This is a genomic window from Candidatus Methylarchaceae archaeon HK02M2 (genome assembly GCA_024256165.1).
GTDB lineage: Archaea > Thermoproteota > Nitrososphaeria > Nitrososphaerales > JACAEJ01 > HK02M2.
Genome location: JAKLZG010000021.1, coordinates 1 through 17,205 on the forward strand (window position 1 = coordinate 1; position 17,205 = coordinate 17,205).

Here is a 17,205-nt window from a genome sequence, read left to right on the forward strand (position 1 = left end):
GGATTTGTCCAACTACCTCAAAGGATATTCAAGACTTTATAAAGAAAATCGAGAAGAACTACGATCTTTCCAAACCTGATTCTGATTTATCTAAAGAAGATAAACAACATCTATTAGACATATCAACATTTTGGCTTGATCGTTTAATAGAAAAATCTGAAAAACTAGATGCCGTTCTTTTAGATAATAAATACACTTTAAATCCTGAGTTGCTGAAAAAAGGTGCAGTAAGTTTTTTACCAAGGAGTGTTTGGAGAAAACTTACAATATTTACTAGAATGGATTTGAACGAATCCTGTAAATGTATTTTATTTGAATTGCCAACTTCTGGTGGTTATCATGCTTTAAGGGCGACTGAATGTGTTTTGAGAGAATATTATGAAAAGAAAACTGGTAAAGCTATAAAGGGTTTTATAGATTGGAAAAAGATATTAGATGAATTAGAAAAAATAGCAGATTCATCATTATTAGGGCATTTAGACTATCTAAGAGAGAATTTGAGAAATAAACTTAGTCATCCAGAAGCATTTTTATCTCAAAAAGAGGCAGAAAAAATATTACCGATGATATTTCATTCTATTGAAACTATGGTAAAAGATTTTTAAAATTACAATAAGGAAAGCTCTATAATATACGGCTTTATTACTACATTTTATACATCTTCTATCTTCGGGCAAAATTTTACAAATTCCTTTCTAACCATTTATTTATTAAAGTGTAATAAAGTTAATTTTGAATATATAGAAAAATTGGGGGATTAACATAATCTCATATATATCACTTTAATTACGTGGTGAGTTTGGGTTGACAAAGAACGGTTTGGCAGAAGGTGAAATTAAAAGAGTGGAGATAACCTTCCCATTTATTTTAATAAGGACAAAGAAAGGTCTTTCGATTATAGAAAGTATTGGGCAATTTGAGTTCATTAAAAAAATTGGATGGATTTTATTATATATATTTCCAATAGTATCAGTAATAGGCTTTTACCTCATCTTGTGGGCAGTCGTATCTTTTATTTCAAACACCGCCTTGAGAGATTTTGCGAGAGAGATCACTCCCCTCGCGAACTTATTGATACCTGGAATCAATCCTTACCTTCCAATAGTCTATGGTTGGATTGGCTTGATAGTTGCCATGATAGTCCATGAGGGAGCACATGGAATACTAGCCCGATCTTTAAGAATCCCAGTAAAGTCGAGTGGGGTGATACTGTTACTGGTACTTCCAATAGGTGCTTTCGTGGATGTGGATGAAAAAGAGCTTCAAAAAGCTAAGGCTAGAGATTCAGGTAGAGTGTTGGCCGCAGGACCAGGTAGCAACATAATAACAGGGTTAATAGCACTTCTTGGGCTATTACTGGTATTGAGTTCGATGGCTCCTATAGCTAATGGAGTAGGAGTAATAGGGATAGTAGAAAACAGCCCAGCTCAAAAAACTGGTATTGAGCTAAATGATATAATTATAAGAGTCGACGATTTTTCTGTAACTTCGGCATCCGATTTTGAGGACGCTTTACAACTCTATGGAGCTGGCGCAATTGTAAACTTGACTTCTGTTAGAGATGGTAATACTATCAACTATAAATTGATACTACCTAACGGGCCAGTTATAGTGGGATTTTGGCAAGATTTTCCTGCTAAACAAGCAGGAGTACAAGTTGAAGATACAATAATAATGCTGAATGGAGTCCGAGTTTCGTCATTAAAAGAGTTTGAAAATACCCTCTCATCTATGGATCCTGGAGATATTATAACTTTAACTATCGAACGAGGGATTACACCACTGAATTATACGATGGCATTGGCAAGTAATCCCCAGAACAGTTCTCAGCCAGTACTTGGTGTCATGTTAACAGATCCTTCTGGAAGTCATGGCATCAGATATGCGGGGCTAAATGATATATTAAACGAATATAGGCCTTTTGGTTCTACATCACCATTATTTTACTTTCTTCTTCCCACTTTGGCTCCATATAACGTTCCATTTTCCGATGTGATGATTAATTTCTATACATCTAGTTTAGGCAATGCATTATATCCATTAACCAACCTACTCTTTTGGATATGGTTTATTAACATCAACTTAGCGATATTCAATACTCTTCCAATATACCCTTTAGATGGAGGAGTAGCCTTCAGAGTATTTTTACGTGCAATAGCAAAAAAAAGATTAAGCGAGAAAGTAATTAAAAGAATCACTGGTGGAGTTACAATAGCAATGATCTCCTTAGTAGTATTAATGCTAGCTGTCCCATACTTATGATAAGATGATAATTGATATACAACTATTATCTATTTATTAGGATTCAAATGGAATGTAGGATAATAATCACCACCTATTCAGATAAATTAAATGCTGAGAAGATTGCAAGAGATTCGATCGAAGCGAATTTGGCTGCATGTATAAATATTATAAAAGTAAGATCGATTTATACTTGGAAAGGAAAAATCGAAGAAATGGACGAGTTCTTGACACTTTTCAAAACCACAGAAAAAGGCGTAAATAGGTTAAAGGATTTCATTAGAAAGAACCACACCTATGAAGTTCCTGAGATAATAGAGATTACCCCGCAGTATATAGACCCTAAGTACTTATTATGGCTGACTGAGAATGTAAGTGCTAGATGAAATATAAGCTCATTAGACTTGTGATTTTAGTGAGAATCTAAGTAGGGCGATAATACCGCCCATTCCCATAACTTGAGAACCAGTATCGGTAGATGAATCTATCAAATAACCTTTCCCACCGAATGTCTCGACGGAGTTTAATAACTCAGCAAGATCGTTCTCATCGATACCATATTCAAAAATTTTATCAGACACTAAGACAAGGTCCACTGCACCTAACTTGCCCGCTTCTTTAACTTCATTAAAGGTAAATGCTACCCTATCATCACCATCAGCTATCCTTTTTATGAATTGCTCTAATAATACGGTTACAAGTGCAAGCTTGCTTCCTTTAATGTATTCTCGAAGCTGAGGTGAGCGAAGTGTCATATAAACACCATCATCACCTGCTATATCTATGCCATCTATGATCTTTACATGGTCTGCCAAACCACCCTTCTGTTTAGATATGAAGTTGATAAAGGAATTTTTGATATTTCCAGGTCCAGCTACAAATATCTCTGTGCAAGATCTATAAATTGATAGTATTGTCTGTATTACCTTTTTATAATACGGATTTGTTGATCTTTCCTTTATATTGTAATGCTTACCTTCTAACCCTGACTCTATGGTTGGAAGTAATTGGAGATGAGTTCCCTGTACTAAGCCTACGCCCGCGTCCCTTCTATCTAATGCTACGATCATAAAACGTTTTATTGCTTTCTCGCACTCCTTTATTATGCGTAAATCTGTCTCTTTCCAACGATCCTTTTGAAGCCACAGTTTATAATTGGGAGTTGCTACAATAGAATGAAAACCTTTAGTCAAGATGTCTTCTGGCATTTCTAAAATCTTACCAAAGATCCTAAGTCTGCCAAAACTACTATCCAACTTAGTTCTTTCGACTCTCAATGTTACCTTGACTTTTACTCGTTCACCTTTATTTGGTCGAACATACGTGCCTGTACGTTTGATGATTCTGGAAGTTTCTCCAGAGATTATATCCCCAGATGTTATAATCCTCTTTAAACACCAAAGATCGTCTACATCTTCGATGGTAAGTAATGCTATTCCTTTTTTTAAGTTGAATTTGTGAATGATCATTTACGTTGAGTAAAAACTACTCTATTCCAAACTCATTAAAAGTCTTTAATAATAAATCAGCTTGATTACTTTTTATATCTCCTATGCGGTGCCCTACAATTGCTTGAATGCCTATCTTTGAGGCTGAATCAATTAAGCGTTGTGTTATTATTCCATCGAAGATTATGTACTTTGATCCCTCAACATTCTCCAACCGTTGCACAAGTTCATTGATTGGGGATTTCATGATCTGACTGAAGTTTTCGTCTAGTATTATAGCTTCTAATGTGTTGTTGATCTTAGGGAAAAATTCAGAGACCTTTTCAGATAGTTGTTCGTGATAATCTGCACTAATTTTTTTAATAGGTAGTTCTTCCATCTCCTTTTTTAATATGTTTATGACTTCTGTAGGTGCTAAATCTTCAACCTCTTTTCCTTGAGGTGCCATGATTATCTTATTGATATTCGTTATTTGTGAGAGCTCTTTTGATATTAGGTCTCCACCCCTATCCCCATCCAAAAAGGCTACGATCCTTTTCTCTTTAGAAAGTTTTATTACCGATTCTGGAATCTTTACTCCTTCGATAGCAATAACATTATCTATCCCTGCCTTAAGTAAATTAATCACATCAGCCCTTCCTTCTACAAGTATGATCGTATCTGAAGTATAGACGCCTGGACCTGCTGGTAACTCTTCTTTTCCGTATGAGATAAGTTTTGAGCGCTTAGCTACTTCGATAAGGTCTTTTAGTAATTCTCCACTTTCGCTAACAGATTTTGAGGCCCACTCCTTTATAATAATTTTAGCCCTTTCAACAATCATTTTTCTTTTATATACACGCACATCTTCAATCCCTAATAATATGAAGCGTGCTAAACAAGGTCCTACTTTATCGACACTTTCCACAGCGGCAGCTATCAAAGCAGCAGTTGATATATCGGTAGACATAGGGATCAAGACTTCCCCTTGCGTCTGATCTTTCTTGGATTCTAATGTGACTTCAATTCTTCCGACTTTCCAAGACTTTTGAAGTTCGTTAAGGTTCATCTCAGGTCCGAACAAACCCTCCGTTTGCCCGAATATGGCCCCTATCAGGTCTGCTTTTTCAACAACTCCTTCTATATTGAACTTTAACCTTACATGATACTTTACAATAGAACTATGCAAATTGGTTCCTCCTTTATCCATCTTTCATTAACTCGTTAAGCGGAATAATGTACTTTTACTGAGGCTTACATATAAACCTTATATCTTCAAAATTCATAATATTATGAATTTTGATTTTACTATTGAACTACAGGTCCCAATCCGAATTTCGCGGATAGCTCATCTGCATAAGATTGAATAATTCTTAACTCGTCTGGTTTGTTCATTATATGCCTGAACCTTCCTTGAAGCTTAAGGTATTCAGATACAGGAACTCTTTTTGGGACCTTTACTGTAAGTTTTATTACCCGATTATGATATTCGTATAGAGGCCATAGACCTGTCTTCACAACTAATTTGCTTATCTTTACCGTTAATTTCGGATCATATCTCCACCCAGTGGTGCAGGGTTGAATCCAATGTATAAAAGAAGGCCCACCCATTGAAATTGCTTTATCAACTTTATTCGCTGCATCTCTTACATATGCAATAGATGCTGTGGCTGCATATTTTACGCCATGGGCTATCGCAATTCCCATAAGATCTTTCTTTAATGTCTTCTGACCTCCAGGGCTAGTCGTAGTCCATGCACCGTAGGGCGTTGCTCCACTACGTTGGATACCAGTATTCATATAGGCTTCGTTATCATAACAGATGTATGTAATACGATCTCCTCTCTCAAAAGCTCCACTCAAAGATTGTAATCCTATATCAGCTGTACCTCCATCTCCACCTAGAACAACCACTTTTGCATCTTTAGGTATCTTTTTCTTTCTGATCAACGCACCATAAGCGACTTTTATTCCAGAAGCTGCTGCAGCAGCATTCTCAAAGGCCACATGTATATAGGGGACTTTCCATGAAGTTGCTGGATATGTTGTAGTCGAGACTTCAAGACAACCCGTGGGAGTGACAATTATCGTATCTTTTCCAGCAACTTTAGTTACAATTCTTGCTATCTGAGCTGCACCACAACCAGCGCATAGGCCGTGACCAGGACTGAAGAAGTCTGATCTCTCTTCAAGAGACTTGATACTCTTAAATGGCATCTCTCATCACCTTAGACCTACGTAAAATTTATTGTCTTTAACAGTCCCAGTCTTGGCGACTTCTTTGAGCTTCACGAACATGTCTTTTACATCTTCCATCGTTACATCTCTCCCCCCCAGTCCAGCAAAGAAATTCATAGAAGGGATATTTATCTTCGAAAGGTAAAGTGCAGTAGTTATTTCGTTGTATACAGGCCCAGCTATGGCTCCTGGGGATAATGCTCTGTCGACAACGCCTATAGCTTTTACATCTTTTATCAGCTCGACTATCTCAATAAAGGGAAATGGTCTAAAGAGTTTTAAGCTTATCATCCCTATCTTCTCACCTTTTTTTCGAAGTTTTTTTACAGTAGCTCTAATAGTCTCTGAAATTGAACCCATTGAGATCAAGATCACATCTGCATCTTCACATTTGAATGGGAATACTACTCCGTATTTTCTACCTGATATTTCACCATACTTCTTATCAACTTCAGATATTATCTTGATAGTATCTTCTAACGCTTTGGAGGACTGATATCTTGTCTCTAGGTAGTATTCAGGATAGCCAAAAGCGCCTATTGTCAACGGTTTATCTGGATCTAATCTAGTTGGGTATAGATTCCAAGGTGAAAATGAAGTTACTTCCGAGTCTTTAAGGAGTCTTATAGGTTCATATGTATGGCTTAATATTATACCATCCGCGCTTACCATCACGGGGAGTCTTACTCTAGGATCTTCTGAGATTCTATATGCTTGAATAAGTTTATCGTAAGCCTCTTGAGCAGATTCTGCAAATAACTGAATCCAACCGACATCTCGCTGGGGCATAATATCTCCATGATCACACCATATATTTATTGGGGCTGAGACCGATCTATTTGCTACTGTCATAACTACAGGGAGTCTTAAAGCTGAAGTTATGAAGAGTATCTCATGCATTAAAAGTAGTCCTTGTGATGAGGTCGATGTGAAGACTCTTGCTCCAGTACTAGCTGCAGATAGGCATGATGATATAGCTGAATGTTCTGATTCAACAAGCATGAAATTTGCATCTAATTCCCCATTAGCAACGTACTCTGAAATCTTCTCAATTATGGTTGTTTGCGGGGTGATTGGGTAAGCTGCTACTAGATCTACATCAAGTTGCTTAATTGCGTAAGCTGCTGCAAGATTCCCCGACATAAGATTCATCGGTTCAATTGTCTTCAATCTTTCTTATTCCTCCACCATATTTATACATGTGACAGGACACTCCTCAGCGCATATTCCACAACCTTTACAGAAATTGTAATCGATCGTAACTTTTTCATCAGAACTTGTGACTTCTAAATCTATACATGGTTCAGGGCAGTAAATAATACATAATCTACATTTCGTGCACCTTGAATGATCAATCACTGGTTTAAAAGTGCGCCATGAACCTGTTTCGTTGATCTCTTCCGTTAAGGTTCTTGTTATAAAACCTTCCTCCATTTCATTCCAACTAGGTAATTCGCTCTTCATTATCATTCCTCCAATACAAGAGTCTTATTAAATGCCTCTTTGACTGCTTCGACATTCTTTATGTTGAATCTTTCTAGAACAACTTCTTCTATATTTTTTAGAGTTACAATTCCAGTTGTCTTTACTAGAGCTCCTAGCAGAACAGTGTTCGTTATCGGTACGCCCAATCTTTTCAAAGCTATCTGTGTAGCGTCGACGGTGCTTATCTTAAATTCTGGAAAATCTTGCTTTAATTCTTGTGGAGAAGAATGAGTATTAATAATCATATTTCCTTTAGGCTTTAAGCCTGATGTGACATTTACACTATCCATGAGAAGAGTATCGAAAATAACAACTATATCTGGTTCATAAATGTTCGATCTTACTTCAATAGGCTCTTTATCTATTCTTGTGAAAGCAACTACAGGAGAGCCCCGTCTCTCGGGTCCGAACATCGCAAATGCTTGGGCATATAATCCCTCCTTAACACAAGCTTTAGCCAATAATTGTGATGCCGTTACTGCTCCTTGCCCTCCTCGTCCATGCCATCTAATCTCAATCATATTATTATCCACCAAATATGTATCATATATTAGGTTATATATGAATTATCAAAGTAATGATGTAAGTTTGACATTACTTCTTCTTCCATCTTACACCTTGTGATGTATCTTCTAGAGTTATGCCAAACTCATCTAACTTATTTCTTATCTCGTCTGCAGTTCTCCAATCCTTTCTTTCTCTGGCCTTCTCTCTCTCTTCAATTAATGCTTCCAAGTCCTCTGAGAGCTCCTCTCTTAACCTTTCCTTTTGTAAGATTCCAAAGATTCCACCTAATTCCTTAAAAGTAGCTATGATATTGTCTGCCAATCTCTCATTAATGCTTCCCTGTTTATCCAATAACTTATTAGTATCTTTAGCTAAAATGTAGAGGTAAGATAGTGCCGAAGGTGTATTGAAGTCATCATCCATGGCTTCTGTAAATTTCTTCTTATTCTCCTTTATCTTTCTTTTTATGATCCTCTCATCATCTGTCAATCTTAAGCAGCTATTGATTGCTCTTTTAACATTATCAATGGTTGAATAAAGAGATATCAAAGTTCTTTTAGCCTGTTTCAAACTCTTCTCATCGAAATTTACATTGCTATGGTAATGTGTCGAAGATAAGAATAATCTTATAGTTTCTAAATCATACCTTTTTAAAGCATCTTGAATCGAAATAAAATCCCCTAAGGATTTGGCCATCTTCTTTCCCTTTACTTTCAAAAAACCTGTATGAACCCAATACTTCACCATAGGCTTTTTACTTGAGATAGATTCCATTTGGGCTATTTCTGCTTCATGATGTGGGAACGTTAAATCGACTCCGCCTCCATGAATATCATACTGATAACCAAGGTATTTCTCAGCTATGGCTGTATCCTCTATGTGCCATCCAGGTCTACCATCCCCCCAAGGGGAACCCCAAGCAAAATTTCCATCATTTCTCTTTTTCCAAAGAGAAAAATCTTGTGTATTCCTTTTATTCGAATCAAGTTCAATTCTATGCCTCAGCAGCTCTTCTGGTTTTTGGTGAGATAGTTTTCCATAATCTTCAAATTTAGATATATCAAAGTATACTCCTGTCTGAGTGATATACGCAAAACCATTTTGTATCAACCTTCTGATCTGATCTATGATCTCTGGCATGTGCTTTGACGTATAAGCGAATAAATCGATTGTATCGATATCCAATGATTTGATATCTCGAAAGAATAGCTTGCCAAACTCTTTTGCTATCTTCGAAGGTTTTTCATTTCTCTTTTTAGCTTTTTCAATTATCTTATCATCGATATCTGTTATATTCATTAAATAAAAAAGATCGTACCCTCTGTACCGTAGCCATCTTGATATTACATCATAAGCAACATAGGTCCTTGCATGTCCTAAATGTGAAAGATCATAGACAGTGGGACCGCATACAAACATCTTTACTCTTTTACCATCTATCGGTTTGAAATCTTCTTTCTTTTTGGTATATGTGTTGTAGACTCTCAAGGCATCCATCTCATATAATAGCCGAGGGTGGGATTTGAACCCACATCAACTCGCTCTGCAGGCGAGTACGTAACCAGATTCCGTCACCTCGGCTTAAATTCTAAAAATAAAGGATTCTAATATTTTAGATCCTATAGAAATAGTTTACCACCTAAAAGACTAATAATGAAATCTGAAAAATATTATTACAATGATAAAGGAAATCATCGTTTTGGGTAGTGGCGGAGGGAGGATCGTTACTATGAGACAAGAAAGAAAAACCGGAGGATTAGCTTTCCTTTTGAATGATGGAATATTTATAATCGATCCCGGGCCTGGCTCCATATATCATTTCAATCAGCTCCATCTCAACCCATTTTCAGTAAAGGGTGTATTGATAACGCACAGACATCCAGACCATTACAGCGATGCAGAAATCTATATTGAAGCGGCTACAAAAGGAGGAAATGTAAAGCAAGGTTTACTAATTGGGGCAAAAAGCGTTCTAGAACCTGTATCTGAGATGGGATATCCTGCTATTTCTAGATATCATAAAAACCTTCCTGAAATTGTATTATCTATGGCTCCTGATGATACTATAGAATATGATAAGATCAAGATAATGGCGTTAAAAACCTTCCACACCGACATATACGCTATAGGCTTCAGATTTGATGATGGCAGTAGATCAATATCTTACTTCCCGGATACAGAATATAATGAAGAAATAATGAGAGGTGCTGAATCTTCAGATCTCTTGATTTTAAGTGTTTTAAGACCTGGTAACAAAATATTTCATGGTCATTTATGCACTGATGATGCTATAAAGATCGTAGAGAGCTTATCTCCAAAAAAGGTTTTGATAACTCACTTTGGTTCTAAGATGATCAGAGCATCCCCAGAGATTGAGGCTAGAAAAATAACTGAAAGAACAGGGGTAGAGACTATTGCTGCTATTGATGGGATGAAAATCACACTTTCAGAATCTTTTACTTCACTCGATTCATGGAAGTAAATAAAATGTAAGAACTACTTTTTCATCTCCTTCGGAATTTCCATCCCATTCTCCTGAATAATGTAATGACTTCAGGTATTTCAGTAACGAATCTCACATGAGTACAATCTTCCGATCTATCTAATTCACACATAACCATACCATCCCCTATATCAACATTCACCCATCTATTCAGTGTCTCATCAAATATCGTCACACGATCTTTAGTTACGTTCCAGACTTTTAGTGTGTGTACAATTTGATTGATTTCATACCCTAGTTCTGAAAGTCTTTTCCTTATCGCTTCCTTGATAAACTCTGGGCGGCTTTCATAGCCATATTTCCCATTCTTTATAATCAAGTCTATCTTATCGATAAGCTCTTTTGGAAGGCTTACGGAGGCAAACTTTTTACTCATGTTCACTTTTAAAATGGAAAAAAATTATTTAAAATATTATTAGTCATATAATTTTAACTTTTCCGTTATCAGTAACGTATATACAAATTAATATGAATATAAATATTTGTCATATCATTACTCATATCGATATATAATGTATGGAATAGAAAAGAAGGGAATGGGGTGGCTTCCAGACTATCCTGATTATCGAGATTATACGGTAGAGCATGAAAAGATCAAGCCTATGGTACAAAAAATGCGATTGGAAGTTCCTGTAAAGGTAGGTCTTCCAACTTCTGTAGATCTCAGGGATTGGTGTTCACCTATTGAGAATCAAGGCTCACTTGGATCATGCACAGCTCATGCAGGCATAGGATTAGTGGAGTATTATGAGAAAAAAGCTTTTGGGAGACATATAGATGCATCTAGGCTCTTTCTTTACAAAGTAACAAGAAATCTTCTCCACTGGACAGGAGACACAGGGGCCTTTCTTCGCACCACAATGGGAGCTATGGTGCTTTTTGGAGTTCCTCCAGAAGAGTATTGGCCTTATATAATAGCTGACTTCGAAAAGGAGCCAAGTGCGTTCTGTTATGCTTTTGCTCAAGCCTACCAACCAATTAAATATTTGAGGCTCGATCCACCTGCCACACAAAAGGATGTACTTTTAGCAAGAATTAAGACAAATTTAGCGGCTGGTTTACCATCTATGTTCGGGTTTACTGTCTATCAATGTATTAACCAAGCTTCTGGCGATGGGAAGATTCCATATCCATGTCCTGGAGAGGGTGTTCTTGGTGGTCATGCGGTAATGGCGGTTGGGTATGATAATAATATTGAGATTGGGAACATTACTTGTGAAAAGAAGACTACTGGAGCAATACTCATCAGGAACTCGTGGGGGAAAGAATGGGGCGAAAAAGGCTATGGATGGTTACCATACGATTATGTACTAACAGGATTAGCCATTGATTGGTGGACTTTACTGAAAAAAGAATGGGTCGATACGGAGCAGTTCGAACTTCCTCTCTAAAAAAGGATCTTCGGTAATCAAGAAATAAAGATCGTTGAAAATTAAGCCTCGGGTGGGTCTCGATCCCACGACCTATTGCTTACAAGGCAATTGCTCTTGGAATTGTACTCTTCCAGCTGAGCTACCGAGGCTGACATAATTCTAAAAATAGGTGTTTATTTGTTTTGCTCAGATCGGTTAGATCAACTTATTTACATTAAATAAGAATTATCTGAATCACGAAATTGAACACTAAATTGATTGAAGAGTTATCTGCTCAATATGGACATTATGGTAAAAAATTAGATAAAGCTGTAAAACTCGTTTCTCAAAGAAGCATAAAACTTCACAAGTTCTTTCCTAGTGAGCGTGAAATCTGGACGGTTGTAGGTCGAGAGGGCGATCAGTTAGTTGACGATTCACAACCTTACTGCTCATGTAGGTACTTCTACTATCGAGTTCTTAGTGAGAAAAATGATATCTGTTACCATCTACTTGGATTGAAGATTGCTAAGCAGATGAATGAAATAGATGTGATCGAATTTCAAGATTCTGAATATCCATCTCTGTTGGAAAGTATTCTAAAAGATGTAGCAAGACCCAGAAAGAAGTAAAAAAATCAAAGAGAACTTAAAATGGAGTGTTAATTGATTTTTTTATCAAGTGTTTTCCTTAAAAATCTCCCATACTCTATGAGACTATAAAGAGCTCTTGCGGCTCTTTTAGGCATAGAGTATGAAGGAATACCACTCTTTTCGAATCTAACTCTGAACTCTTCTGCCATCTCCGTCCCACCCATTACGCAAGCTACGATAGGTTTGGTCTGCTCCTTTGCTACATCTGCAACCTTCTCAATGACATCGTCTAAAATAGAAGGCGTTTGAGGTAAAGTCATGACTAGCACGCCATCTATATCTCTATCATCAAGTAATACTTTTAGAGCTCTAACATACATATCACTTGTTGCCAATGCAGTAAGGTCTACTGGGTTCGAGTTCATCATTATTGGGATTAGATCGCAATTAGATTTCAACTCATCAAATTTGTTTGCGACATTATCCGATAGCTTTACGATTGATAACCCGGATTCTTCACATGCATCTGTAGCAACAACACCCGGACCCCCTCCGTTTGTCAGGATAGCTACTTTATTGCCTTGAGCTGGTGGTTGTAGATTTAAAGCCCTCCCCATATCAAAGAGCTCTTCCACATCCATCGCCCTTACAATACCACTCTGCTTGAAGACTGCACCATAAACTTGATCTACACCACTCAATGCAGCGGTATGGGATGCTGCTGCCCTAGCCCCTGCTCCAGTTTTTCCTGCCTTTAAAGCGACTACCGGTTTGGTCTTCGTTACTTCTTTTGCAGATTCAAAGAACTCTTTTCCTTTACCTATTCCTTCGATGTACAATAGAATCACCTTTGTCTTTTCATCTTCAGCAAAATATCTTAGTAGTTCGTACTCCTCTACATCAGCTCTATTCCCAAGGCTTACAAAAGCCCTCACTCCCATACCATGACCAGCCATATAATCCAATGCAGCAGCCCCAAATGCTCCACTCTGACTTATCAGTACAATCGACCCTGGAAAAGGTCTTGCAGTTGCCACAACTTCCTTCCCATTTGAGAGCTTTTTAACCTCTGGTAAGAAGAGAGTATCCATTCCTGAATAGGGGTCATATATGCCCATGCAGTTTGGACCGATTATCCTTATACTTGTTCTTGATCCAAATTTAACTACATCTTCCTCTAGTTTTTTATTCCCTACTTCACTGAATCCTGAAGATATTATTATCGCTGCTCTTATTCCTACCTCTGCTGCTTCTTCCATAACTATAGGAACTCCTTTCGCTGGAATCGCTATTATCACCATCTCAACATTTTTTTGAATTTTTTTTAAAGATGGATAGCACTTTACACCAAGAATTTCATGGTATTTTGGGTTTACTGGGTAAAGGTCTCCCCTAAATATGCCTCTCTGTTTATTTATCAGAAGATTATGCAACACTACATAACCAACTTTTGTTATTTTATTAGAAGCGCCTATTATAGCCACCGAAACTGGATCAAAGAATGATTTTATGTTAATTAAATCCATAGGATCCACTTGTTTAAAAATTTATGAATGATTTATTTAAGTTGGGATATATATAATCGTGCAAAATTTCAGCTCTTTGCTTTTCTTTTAAACTCTTCGTAAGCTCTTTTTACTTCCTCTACTGAGGTCTCATCTTCACTTGTTGATAAATCACCTATGGGACTGTCAGTAACCACAGCTTTTAGGACGCGTCGCATGATTTTCCCACTTCTCGTCTTAGGAAGACTTTTGACAAAATAGATTTCCTCCGGAGTTGCTATAGGACCTATCACATTCCTTATATGCTCCCTTAACTCCACAATAAATTTCTCTGAGGGATCATATCCCTGCTTAGGTATAGCGAAGATAGCGATAACCTCTCCTTTTATTGGATCTGGCTTCCCTATTACAGCTGCTTCAGCTACTCCAGGATGGGCTACGGCAGCGCTTTCAAGCTCAGCAGCTCCTAATCTATGACCAGCTATTTTCAATACTTCGTCAGCCCTTCCCAGTATCCAAAAGTAGCCGTCTTGATCCTTGACAGCATAGTCTGATGTATAATAAATGCCAGGAAACTTTGACCAATAGGTTTCCTTATACTTCTCTGGATCTTTGTAGATATTCATGAACATTCCAGGCCATGGCCTTCTTATGATCAAGTAACCTCTCTCACCTGGGGGTGCGGCATCCCCATTATCTTTAACAACATCAGCATCGATACCAGGTAGAGGTAAGGTTGCAGACCCTGGCTTAAGAGCCATCATTTCGAGTCCTGGAACTGGTGAAATCATGATCCCACCTGTCTCGGTTTGCCACCATGTATCCACTATCGGACATCTGCTTCTTCCTACATTTTTGTAGTACCAGATCCATGCTTCAGGGTTTATTGGCTCACCGACTGTACCAATAATCTTTAAACTATCTAGATTGTATCTTTCTGTCCATTTTTCCCCATATTTCATGAACATTCTAATAGCGGTAGGGGAGGTATATAATGCAGTAACCCTAAATTTTTCTATGATCTGCCACCACCTATCTATAGATGGATAGTTTGGAGCACCTTCATACATGACTAAAGTTGCACCATGACTTAGAGGTGCATAGACAATTTTGCTATGCCCAGTAACCCAACCAACGTCTGCTGTACACCAATAAACCGTATCCTCTTTTATGTCGAAGACCCATTTATAGACCGAATGGTTATAGACCATATATCCGCCAGTAGAGTGTACAATACCCTTGGGTTTACCTGTTGTTCCCGATGTATACAATATATAGAGGGGGTGTGTAGCCTCCACAGGCTCCGGCTCGATATAAGCTTCCGCTTCTTCCAGTAGGTCTTGAAGCCAATAATCTCGTTGTTTATCCAGATCAACTTCTACGTCTGTTCTTTTTACTACAATAACACTCTTAACCGATGGGCACCCAACTAGAGCTTCATCAACAATATCTTTTAATTTAAGAACTTTTCCTCGCCGGAAAGCTCCATTTGATGTTATAAGAACTCTGGCTTCTGTATCATTGACCCTCTCAGCCAACGCTTTTGCACTGAAACCTGAGAAGATAACTGTATGTGGTGCCCCTAGCCTTGCGCAAGCCAGCATGAAGATAGGTAATTCAGGTATCATTGGCAAATACAATGCAACTCTATCGCCTTTTCTAACACCAAGATTTCTTAGAACCGAAGCGAACTTGTTCGTTTCTCTATAAAGATCAGAGTAACTAAGGGTATTATTGTCGCCTGGCTCACCTTCCCAATAAAGAGCGACCTTGTTTCTACGCCAAGTTTTGTCATGGAAATCAACACATTGATATGATGCGTTCAATCGACCTCCTACAAACCATCGAGCAAAAGGTGGTTTCCACTCTAAGACCTTATCCCAACACCTAAACCACTCTAGTTTTCTGGCTTCCTCATCCCAAAAACCTTCCATATCTTTAATTGAGCGATTATATACATCTGAATATATTTTTGAAGGCCAATATTTGGACTCAAAAGGTAATGATTTAAAATCAGAAGACATTCTTATTTAGACCTCCATAATTTCCTCCGAAAGACATCTAATAAAGAATGTTATTATTAATATTTAGATATTCATTGTTAACAATGAAAGAAGGTGTTCAATCAAAGAATAGAAATTTTTTAGAGAAGATCGTATTATTATCATAATCAATAATTTGACTGATACCATTTTGCTATTTACCTAGGTCCATTGAGACCAGCGCAATGCACCTCTCCTTTAAACCTCCGTATAAAGGATTCACATGCAAAACATTGTAAGAAGGGTATTTCATCTTTTACTACAGGGCATGAGACCGATTCATATCTTAGATTTTTCATCATCTTGCCACTCACTACCCCTTTTAGGATTGCTTTTGTATCCTTTGATATTCTAAAGGGCTTTTCTCTTTTCATTACTTTAACAGAATATTTTGTTTGAGCCATCGTTATCATATTTCGATTCAAATTATTATAATATAAAGCAGAAAGTCAACTTATTAATACACTAAATTCGATATTCCATAGATCAAATAAAATGAATTCAATATCCCCCCAGCTAAATCGATTAATTACTTGGAAATTAAAAGTCCATTCAAGTGGAAGATCAGACCTACCATAGTAGGTGTCTTAGCAACAAGATCACGTTAGGGACCAAATCCCATAGGTTTAAAACTGGTCGAACTTATAGATAGAAAAAGTAATATAATATAAGTGAAGGGTCTCGATGCGATTTACGTTACTACAGTGTCAGATATAAAGCACTACTTTCCATTTGAAGTAGATTAACATAATGGTAAAGCAAACTTAGAATAAAATTTACATAGCTCAGATAAGTCTAAAGTCTTCTTTAACCGTTGTCAAGACAATATGTGTGTTTGTCCTTTCCACGAAAGGCATTCCTAAAAGTGCTTTTGTAAAACTGCTTAACTCCTTTCTACTATGGAATTTGGCTACGATTATAGCATCGGTCAAACCTGTTATATCGTAAACAGCACATATATTTGTTAACTTCGCTATCTTTTTTTCCATTTCAAGAAGCTTTCCTTTAGAGACTGTTACTTCTGTAATTGCTGTAAGTTCATATCCGAGTTTCTCATGATCAAGTATAGCAGAGTATCCTTTTATCACCCCATCCTTCTCCATCTTCTTTGTTCTGGAGAGTACTGTACCTACAGCCACACCGATCCTATTGGCTATCTCTCTGAAAGAGAGTCTTCCATTCTTCACATACTCAGATAAAATCTTCATATCTGTGCTATCAATGGTCAAGAGTATTAACCTTAGTATTACATATCTAGTATTGGATATATAAACTGCACAAACATATAGGAAAATCTATGTAAATTACAAAT

At 37.3% G+C, this 17,205-nt stretch carries 18 protein-coding genes and 2 tRNA genes; 6 read left to right on the forward strand and 14 right to left on the reverse strand.

Annotated features, from left to right (window positions below):
- The 3 genes from L6N96_01585 to L6N96_01595 all read left to right on the forward strand — a co-directional run.
- On the forward strand, positions 1-605 hold a 605-nt coding region (locus L6N96_01585), incomplete at its 5' end, for a hypothetical protein (protein MCP8322859.1).
- A 199-nt stretch (positions 606-804) separates the two neighbouring features.
- Complete coding sequence (locus L6N96_01590) at positions 805-2,262, forward strand: site-2 protease family protein (protein ID MCP8322860.1); 1,458 nt, start codon at positions 805-807, stop codon at positions 2,260-2,262.
- 47 nt (positions 2,263-2,309) lie between these two features.
- Positions 2,310-2,627, forward strand: coding sequence for a divalent-cation tolerance protein CutA (locus L6N96_01595; protein ID MCP8322861.1), 318 nt, complete (start codon positions 2,310-2,312; stop codon positions 2,625-2,627).
- Positions 2,628-2,639: 12 nt separating this feature from the next.
- Here the strand turns inward: L6N96_01595 and L6N96_01600 are convergent, their stop codons facing one another.
- From L6N96_01600 to L6N96_01635, 8 genes are all read right to left on the reverse strand, one after another.
- Entirely contained in the window at positions 2,640-3,710 is a 1,071-nt protein-coding gene (locus L6N96_01600; GenBank protein ID MCP8322862.1) for an mRNA surveillance protein pelota, read from the reverse strand.
- A 16-nt stretch (positions 3,711-3,726) separates the two neighbouring features.
- Positions 3,727-4,878, reverse strand: a complete 1,152-nt coding sequence (gene dnaG, locus L6N96_01605) for a DNA primase DnaG (protein ID MCP8322863.1) — start codon at positions 4,876-4,878, stop codon at positions 3,727-3,729.
- A gap of 98 nt (positions 4,879-4,976) precedes the next feature.
- A complete protein-coding gene (locus L6N96_01610) occupies positions 4,977-5,885 on the reverse strand; it encodes a thiamine pyrophosphate-dependent enzyme (GenBank protein ID MCP8322864.1) in 909 nt (302 codons plus the stop codon).
- Between the two features lie 6 nt (positions 5,886-5,891).
- Positions 5,892-7,049: a hypothetical protein gene (locus L6N96_01615; GenBank protein MCP8322865.1), complete on the reverse strand. Its 1,158-nt coding sequence runs from the start codon at positions 7,047-7,049 to the stop codon at positions 5,892-5,894.
- Positions 7,050-7,082: 33 nt separating this feature from the next.
- Positions 7,083-7,376, reverse strand: a complete 294-nt coding sequence (locus tag L6N96_01620; GenBank protein MCP8322866.1) for a 4Fe-4S binding protein — start codon at positions 7,374-7,376, stop codon at positions 7,083-7,085.
- The gene (locus L6N96_01625; protein ID MCP8322867.1) at positions 7,373-7,912 is read right to left on the reverse strand and encodes a 2-oxoacid:acceptor oxidoreductase family protein; all 540 of its coding nucleotides are present in this window, start codon (positions 7,910-7,912) and stop codon (positions 7,373-7,375) included. The genes L6N96_01620 and L6N96_01625 overlap by 4 nt, the downstream gene beginning before the upstream one ends.
- A gap of 73 nt (positions 7,913-7,985) precedes the next feature.
- On the reverse strand, positions 7,986-9,395 hold the full coding sequence (cysS, locus tag L6N96_01630; protein ID MCP8322868.1) for a cysteine--tRNA ligase: 1,410 nt from the start codon (positions 9,393-9,395) through the stop codon (positions 7,986-7,988).
- Positions 9,396-9,405: 10 nt separating this feature from the next.
- Positions 9,406-9,479: transfer RNA gene (locus L6N96_01635), tRNA-Cys, on the reverse strand.
- 97 nt (positions 9,480-9,576) lie between these two features.
- Here L6N96_01635 and L6N96_01640 point away from each other — a divergent pair.
- On the forward strand, positions 9,577-10,380 hold the full coding sequence (locus L6N96_01640) for an MBL fold metallo-hydrolase (protein ID MCP8322869.1): 804 nt from the start codon (positions 9,577-9,579) through the stop codon (positions 10,378-10,380).
- 22 nt (positions 10,381-10,402) lie between these two features.
- Here the strand turns inward: L6N96_01640 and L6N96_01645 are convergent, their stop codons facing one another.
- The gene (locus L6N96_01645; GenBank protein MCP8322870.1) at positions 10,403-10,777 is read right to left on the reverse strand and encodes a ribbon-helix-helix domain-containing protein; all 375 of its coding nucleotides are present in this window, start codon (positions 10,775-10,777) and stop codon (positions 10,403-10,405) included.
- 136 nt (positions 10,778-10,913) lie between these two features.
- Here L6N96_01645 and L6N96_01650 point away from each other — a divergent pair, with 136 nt between their 5' ends.
- Positions 10,914-11,792 (forward strand): hypothetical protein, encoded by an 879-nt coding sequence (locus L6N96_01650; protein ID MCP8322871.1) that lies wholly within the window; start codon positions 10,914-10,916, stop codon positions 11,790-11,792.
- Between the two features lie 44 nt (positions 11,793-11,836).
- Here L6N96_01650 and L6N96_01655 read toward each other — a convergent pair.
- A tRNA-Thr gene (locus L6N96_01655) sits at positions 11,837-11,923 on the reverse strand.
- Positions 11,924-12,016: 93 nt separating this feature from the next.
- On the opposite strand from L6N96_01655, the gene L6N96_01660 reads away from it, so the two are divergent.
- Positions 12,017-12,385 carry an SWIM zinc finger family protein gene (locus L6N96_01660; GenBank protein MCP8322872.1) on the forward strand — a complete coding sequence of 123 codons (369 nt, stop codon included), beginning with the start codon at positions 12,017-12,019 and terminating at the stop codon, positions 12,383-12,385.
- A gap of 29 nt (positions 12,386-12,414) precedes the next feature.
- On the opposite strand, the gene L6N96_01665 is transcribed toward L6N96_01660, so the two are convergent.
- The 4 genes from L6N96_01665 to L6N96_01680 form a co-directional block, all read right to left on the reverse strand.
- Positions 12,415-13,872 carry a CoA-binding protein gene (locus L6N96_01665; protein MCP8322873.1) on the reverse strand — a complete coding sequence of 486 codons (1,458 nt, stop codon included), beginning with the start codon at positions 13,870-13,872 and terminating at the stop codon, positions 12,415-12,417.
- Positions 13,873-13,940: 68 nt separating this feature from the next.
- The gene (acs, locus tag L6N96_01670) at positions 13,941-15,875 is read right to left on the reverse strand and encodes an acetate--CoA ligase (GenBank protein MCP8322874.1); all 1,935 of its coding nucleotides are present in this window, start codon (positions 15,873-15,875) and stop codon (positions 13,941-13,943) included.
- A gap of 176 nt (positions 15,876-16,051) precedes the next feature.
- The gene (locus tag L6N96_01675) at positions 16,052-16,297 is read right to left on the reverse strand and encodes a hypothetical protein (GenBank protein ID MCP8322875.1); all 246 of its coding nucleotides are present in this window, start codon (positions 16,295-16,297) and stop codon (positions 16,052-16,054) included.
- A 381-nt stretch (positions 16,298-16,678) separates the two neighbouring features.
- The gene (locus L6N96_01680) at positions 16,679-17,122 is read right to left on the reverse strand and encodes an Lrp/AsnC family transcriptional regulator (GenBank protein ID MCP8322876.1); all 444 of its coding nucleotides are present in this window, start codon (positions 17,120-17,122) and stop codon (positions 16,679-16,681) included.
- Positions 17,123-17,205: the final 83 nt, after the last annotated feature.